This window comes from Candidatus Protofrankia californiensis (genome assembly GCF_900634765.1).
Lineage (GTDB): Bacteria > Actinomycetota > Actinomycetes > Frankiales > Frankiaceae > Protofrankia > Protofrankia californiensis.
The window spans coordinates 1-5,382 of sequence record NZ_CAAAFT010000378.1; the positions used below are offsets into that span (position 1 = coordinate 1).

Here is a 5,382-nt window from a genome sequence, read left to right on the forward strand (position 1 = left end):
TCCAGCCGGTGGCCGCGGTCGCTGATCTGCTGCGCGCGGCAGGCGTCCCGCTGCACGTGGACGCGGCCATGTCGCTCGGCCGGATACCGGTGGACGTCACGGCGCTGGGTGCTGACCTGCTCAGTGCCAGCGCACACAAGTTCGGCGGACCGGCGGGCGTGGGCATCCTGGTAGTGCGGACGGGTCGCCGGTGGGTCAACCCGCTGCCCGCGGATGAACGCGAGGGCGGTCGGGTCGCCGGTTTCCCCAACGTCGCGGGAATCGTCGCGACGGCCGCGGCCCTGCACGCCCGGACCGCCGAGATCACCGCCGAGGCACCACGCCTCGCCGGCTATGTGGACCGGCTGCGGACCCGGCTGCCCCGGCTGGTGCCCGACGTCGAGGTGCTCGGTGACCCCGACCCGGCCGGACGGCTGCCGCACCTACTCACGTTCTCCTGCCTCTATGTCGACGGCGAGTCGCTGCTGCACGAGTTGGACCGGGCTGGCATCGCGGTCAGCAGCGGCTCCAGCTGCACCTCCGACACGCTCACCCCGAGCCATGTGCTCGCCGCGATGGGTGCGTTGACGCAGGGGAACATCCGGGTGTCGTTCGGCCGGGAGTCCGACACCGCGGACGTGGACGCCCTGCTGACGGTCCTGCCGGACGCGGTCGCCCGCATCCGTGAACGGGCCGGGGTCGCCGGACTGTGACAAACCACATGACAGACAGACAGCACGGCAAACGACATGACAGGCAACACGACGGACGACATGCCAGGCGGCACGACAAACTGTACGACGGATGCCATGACGAGCAGCGACATGAGAACCGACGACACGGCCGGCGGCAGCGACCGCGATACCCGGTGGGACGCGGCGAAGTTCATCGTGGACGCGCGTGGACGGCGATGCCCGCTACCGATCATCGAACTTGCTCGCCGCATCGGCGAGATCGACCTCGGCGCCACCCTGGCTCTGTGGGCGGACGACCCGGCCGCAGACTTGGACGTGCCCGCCTGGTGTCGCATGCGCTCTCAGGAGCTGGTCATGACCCGGGCGCTGCCCATGGGTGGGACGGCCTACCTCGTCCGCCGTCTCACCTGACCGAAGGCGTCCGACCAGTCACGTCCCGCCAAGCAGCATGTCCGGCCAGTCACATCCGGCCGAGCGCGTCCGACCGGCCGCCGGCCCGATGCCGGTTCCCGCCCGAGCGTTCACCGGCCAACCCGACCCGGGTCAACCCGTGGGCAGGTGTCAACCGGTCGGCAGGTGCGGTGCGATCTGCGCGACGGCGTCCGCTCCGTAGGTCTCCGACAACCGCTTGACCAGCTCGTCGTTCGGGGTGGTCTCGTACTCCTGGGTCCCGACGGTCTCCAGCGCCAGCGTGGCGAGCAGGCAGCCGAGCTGCGCGCTGCGCTCCAGCGACAGCTCCCACGCGCGCCCCGCGAAGAAACCCGCGCGGAAGGCATCCCCGACGCCGGTCGGATCCGGTGTGACCCGGGCGGGCACGACCGGCACGCGGATCGGCGCCTCCCCCGCGACCTCGATGGCGACACCGTCCGCGCCGTGCGTCGTGATCCGTGCGCCCACCCGCTGGAGTACCTGCGCGTCCGACCACCCGGTCTTGCTCTCCAGCAGACCCTTTTCGTAGTCGTTGCACAGCAGCCAGGCCGCGCCGTCCACCAGCCGGCGAATCTGCGGCCCATCCATCCAGGCGAGTTGCTGTGAGGGATCCGCGGCAAAGGGAATCGACCGTTCCCGGCACTCGTCGGTGTGGCGAAGCATCGCGTCAGGGTCGTTCGGGCTGACCACCACCAGGTCCAGGCCGCCCAGGCGCTCGGCAATCGGGCGCAGCTCGATCAGCCGGGCGTCGCTCATCGCGCCGGGGTAAAAGGACGCAATCTGACAGAGGTCATCGTCAGTGGTACATACGAAACGGGCGGTGTGAGCAATTTCGCTCACATATACCGAGTCCGTGTCAACTCCGTTGCGGTCGAGCCAGGACCGGTAATCGGCGAAATCCTCGCCCACCGCTCCGACGAGGACGGGACGCAGACCCAGCCGCCCAAGCCCGTAACAGATGTTGGCGGCCGCTCCCCCACGCCGAATGACCAGGTCGTCAACGAGGAACGACAGGGAAATCCGGTCCAGCTGGTCGGCGAGCAGTTGCTCGGCGAACCGCCCTGGAAAGCGCATAAGGTGATCGGTCGCGATGGAACCCGTAACGGCTATACGCACGATGCGTGATTCTACCTGGCCATCGTCCGAAACTGCCGCATCTGCACGGCGGCGCCCGTCCGGCCCGCGTCCCTACAGTCCTACAGTCGCTCCTGGCCAGACCACGGGCACACGGGCACACGGGCAACACGGGCACGAACCAGCCGTCCGCGCAGGAATACAGGCAGACAGAACACAGGACACGCGGGATACATAGACCTGACAGACGTCCGGTCCGACCGGTCGTCCCAGCCGGACCGGACGTCACAACCAACGCCACGCCGAACGGACGCCGTCAGCCGGTGTGGCCTTGGGTACCTGCCGCTACCCGCACCGCGGCACCACGATCAGTGGAACGCCGCAAACGATCGGCGGAACGCCACGAATCAGTGGAAGGAGTCGCCACAGGCGCAGGAACCCGCCGCGTTCGGGTTGTCGATGGTGAAGCCCTGCTTCTCGATCGTGTCAACGAAGTCGATCGTCGCCCCGCCGAGGTACGGGCTGCTCATCCGGTCGACCGCGACCTTGACGCCGGAGAAGTCGAGGAGGACGTCGCCGTCGAGCTGCCGCTCGTCGAAGAAGAGCTGGTAGCGCATGCCGGAGCAGCCGCCGGGCTGTACGGCGATCCGAAGCTGGAGATCGTCACGCCCCTCCTGCTCGAGCAGGTTCTTCACCTTGTTCGCGGCCACGTCGGTCAGGATGACGGTGCTCGGACGAGTCGCTGCGTCCACGTCGGTCGCCGTATCGGTCGTCGTGTCCTGGACTGTCATGGAGGCTGCTCCCTAGTGAGTATTCCCTGGGGCGTGGGGAGTCGCGACAGCAACCACGGTCGCTCCTCCTTCGGCCGGTCAGTTACGTGTGCAGGGATGCCCGGTATTCGTCTACTCGCAATACGTGTGCATCACTGTAGGCAACAACATGGGATGCCCGCGACGCCACCCTTCATGCAAGGTCGCCGTTCGTACCACCGCGACAGCAGCCGTCACCCGCAAGCCGTCACACGCACCTACGTGGAACACCGCCCGCCGCGATTGCCTTCCCATCGTACGCAGGACGTCCCCGGACGACCAAGCACACGGCACGCAGCTGTGATCGCGAACTCGTCCCAGGCAGTGCGGCACAAGGTCCCGGCAAGTGCGGACACAAGGCCGTATCGCGAGTTAGAGTCTTACCGACCATACGTCCCCATGCGTGCGGCCAGACCGCGCAGACAGCCGGTCGACCGACCGGAGGAGCGAGCATGACGATCCATCCCGCGCTCGAACGCGTCGGCGTCACATCGCCGGGAACACCTCCGGTCACGCCACGCCCACGGCCCCTGACCGGGCCGCTGGAACTGCTGCTGCTGGGACGCGGCTCGGATCCGGACAGCGAGCGCGGGGTCGACTGCCCCGGCGCGCTGCCACCAGCGTCCGACCCGACGCTCGTCGAGCGGGCCAAAGCGGCCAGGGAGACGCTCGGTGACTCCGTCTTCATACTCGGTCACCACTACCAGCGGGACGAGGTCATCGCCTTCGCCGACGTGACCGGTGACTCGTTCAAACTCGCCCAGCAGGCCGCCGCCCGGCCCGAGGCCGGGCACATCGTCTTCTGCGGCGTGCACTTCATGGCCGAAAGCGCCGACATCCTCACCGGCGACCATCAGCAGGTGATCCTCCCCGATCTTGCCGCGGGCTGCTCCATGGCCGACATGGCCGCGGCCGAACAGGTCGAGCAGGCCTGGGAGACGCTCGCGGACGCGGGCCTCGCCGAGGGCACCGTCCCGGTGAGCTACATGAACTCCTCGGCCGCCATCAAGGCATTCACCGGGCGGCACAACGGCACGATCTGCACGTCCTCCAACGCCCGCAGGGCGCTGGAGTGGGCGTTCGGGCCGCAGCGCCGCGGCGAACGGGTGCTGTTCCTGCCCGACCAGCATCTGGGACGCAACACGGCCGTGCTGGAGATGGGGATGTCACTGGACGACTGCGTCGTCTACAACCCGCACCGGCCCGGCGGCGGTCTCACCCAGGAACAGCTGCGGAACGCCCGGATGATCCTGTGGCGGGGACACTGCTCGGTGCACGGCCGGTTCAGCCGCGCCTGCGTCGACGACGTCCGCGCCCGGATACCCGGCGTCACCGTGCTGGTGCATCCCGAGTGCCAGCACGAGGTCGTGACCGCCGCGGACCTGGTCGGCTCGACGGAATACATCATCAAGGCGGTGGACGAGGCCCCGCCCGGCTCCACGTTTGCCGTCGGCACCGAACTGAACCTGGTACAAAGACTGGCCAACCGGCACCCCGACAAGACCATCGTCTTCCTGGACCGTACGGTGTGCTACTGCTCCACCATGAACCGTGTTGATCTACCCCACCTCGTGTGGGCTCTTGAGTCCCTTGTCCGCGGCGAGACGGTCAACCGCATCACGGTCGACCCCGACGTCGCGGCGTACGCCCGGAAGGCCCTTGACCAGATGCTGGCGTTGCCCTGATGGCACTGTTGAAGCGACACACGCCCGCCCGTAACGATCCCGCGGACGCACCGGTGGTCCCGGCCGAGCCTGCTCCCGCCGCCGATCGCAGGAACGGCTCGGGTACCCCGACCGGGTCGGGAAACGGATCGGGAAAGGGGCGTCCCACCCCGAAGCGCAGTGAGGCGCGGGCGGCGCGCGCCCGCGGCGGCGCCGTGACGACCCCGGCTTCGCGCAAGGAAGCCCGGGCACGCTCCCGCGAGGAGCGCCGCCGGACGACCCGGGAGCACCGGGCGGCGATGCTCTCGGGTGACGTCAACAAGCTGCCGCCACGCGAGCGTGCCCCCGAACGCGTACTGGCCCGGGACTTCGTCGACACCCGCAGGAACGTGGGACCGTTCTTCCTCGCCGCCGCCGCGGTGTACTTCGTCGGCGGCATCGTCCCCAACACGTACGTGCGGCTGATCACCACCTGTCTGATGGTGCTGGGTATCCTCGCGGTGGTCGTCGACTCGCTGGTACTGGTCCGTCGAGTCGGCCGCCGGGTCGCGGAAAAATACCCGGACTCGCGTGTCCGCGTCCGCGCCTACTCGGTGCAACGGGCGCTCCTGCCCGCACGCTGGCGGATGCCCCGACCCCGGGTGACACGCGCAGGCCAGGCTCGGTGATCTTGCGGGCCCGCGGCCGCAGGCCCGCGGACCCGCAAGATCCGCAGTTTCACAGATCCGCAGC

At 68.7% G+C, this 5,382-nt stretch carries 6 protein-coding genes; 4 read left to right on the plus strand and 2 right to left on the minus strand.

From position 1 onward, the window contains the following. Positions 1-692 (plus strand): cysteine desulfurase family protein (locus tag DD1DGNOD_RS19335; protein WP_131770757.1); only part of this gene is annotated, 692 nt, incomplete at its 5' end. A gap of 111 nt (positions 693-803) precedes the next feature. Next, a complete protein-coding gene (locus DD1DGNOD_RS19340; protein ID WP_131767874.1) occupies positions 804-1,085 on the plus strand; it encodes a sulfurtransferase TusA family protein in 282 nt (93 codons plus the stop codon). A gap of 150 nt (positions 1,086-1,235) precedes the next feature. On the opposite strand, the gene DD1DGNOD_RS19345 is transcribed toward DD1DGNOD_RS19340, so the two are convergent. Continuing rightward, positions 1,236-2,219 (minus strand): carbohydrate kinase family protein, encoded by a 984-nt coding sequence (locus tag DD1DGNOD_RS19345; RefSeq protein ID WP_131767875.1) that lies wholly within the window; start codon positions 2,217-2,219, stop codon positions 1,236-1,238. Positions 2,220-2,584: 365 nt separating this feature from the next. Next, a complete protein-coding gene (locus tag DD1DGNOD_RS19350) occupies positions 2,585-2,968 on the minus strand; it encodes a HesB/IscA family protein (RefSeq protein ID WP_131767876.1) in 384 nt (127 codons plus the stop codon). Between the two features lie 470 nt (positions 2,969-3,438). Between DD1DGNOD_RS19350 and nadA the strand changes: the two genes are divergently transcribed. Both nadA and DD1DGNOD_RS19360 read left to right on the plus strand, forming a co-directional pair. Continuing rightward, positions 3,439-4,671, plus strand: a complete 1,233-nt coding sequence (nadA, locus tag DD1DGNOD_RS19355) for a quinolinate synthase NadA (protein ID WP_131767877.1) — start codon at positions 3,439-3,441, stop codon at positions 4,669-4,671. Continuing rightward, positions 4,671-5,318 (plus strand): DUF3043 domain-containing protein, encoded by a 648-nt coding sequence (locus DD1DGNOD_RS19360; RefSeq protein ID WP_131767878.1) that lies wholly within the window; start codon positions 4,671-4,673, stop codon positions 5,316-5,318. Before nadA ends, DD1DGNOD_RS19360 begins: the two co-directional genes overlap by 1 nt. The last annotated feature ends 64 nt before the right edge of the window (positions 5,319-5,382 follow it).

Bases quoted from the DNA above. Each gene is read 5' to 3' on its own strand.
- DD1DGNOD_RS19360 (WP_131767878.1), top strand. From the start codon at position 4,671: ATGGCACTGTTGAAGCGACACACGCCCGCCCGTAACGATCCCGCGGAC.
- nadA (WP_131767877.1), top strand. From the start codon at position 3,439: ATGACGATCCATCCCGCGCTCGAACGCGTCGGCGTCACATCGCCGGGA.
- DD1DGNOD_RS19350 (WP_131767876.1), bottom strand. From the start codon at position 2,968: ATGACAGTCCAGGACACGACGACCGATACGGCGACCGACGTGGACGCA.
- DD1DGNOD_RS19340 (WP_131767874.1), top strand. From the start codon at position 804: ATGAGAACCGACGACACGGCCGGCGGCAGCGACCGCGATACCCGGTGG.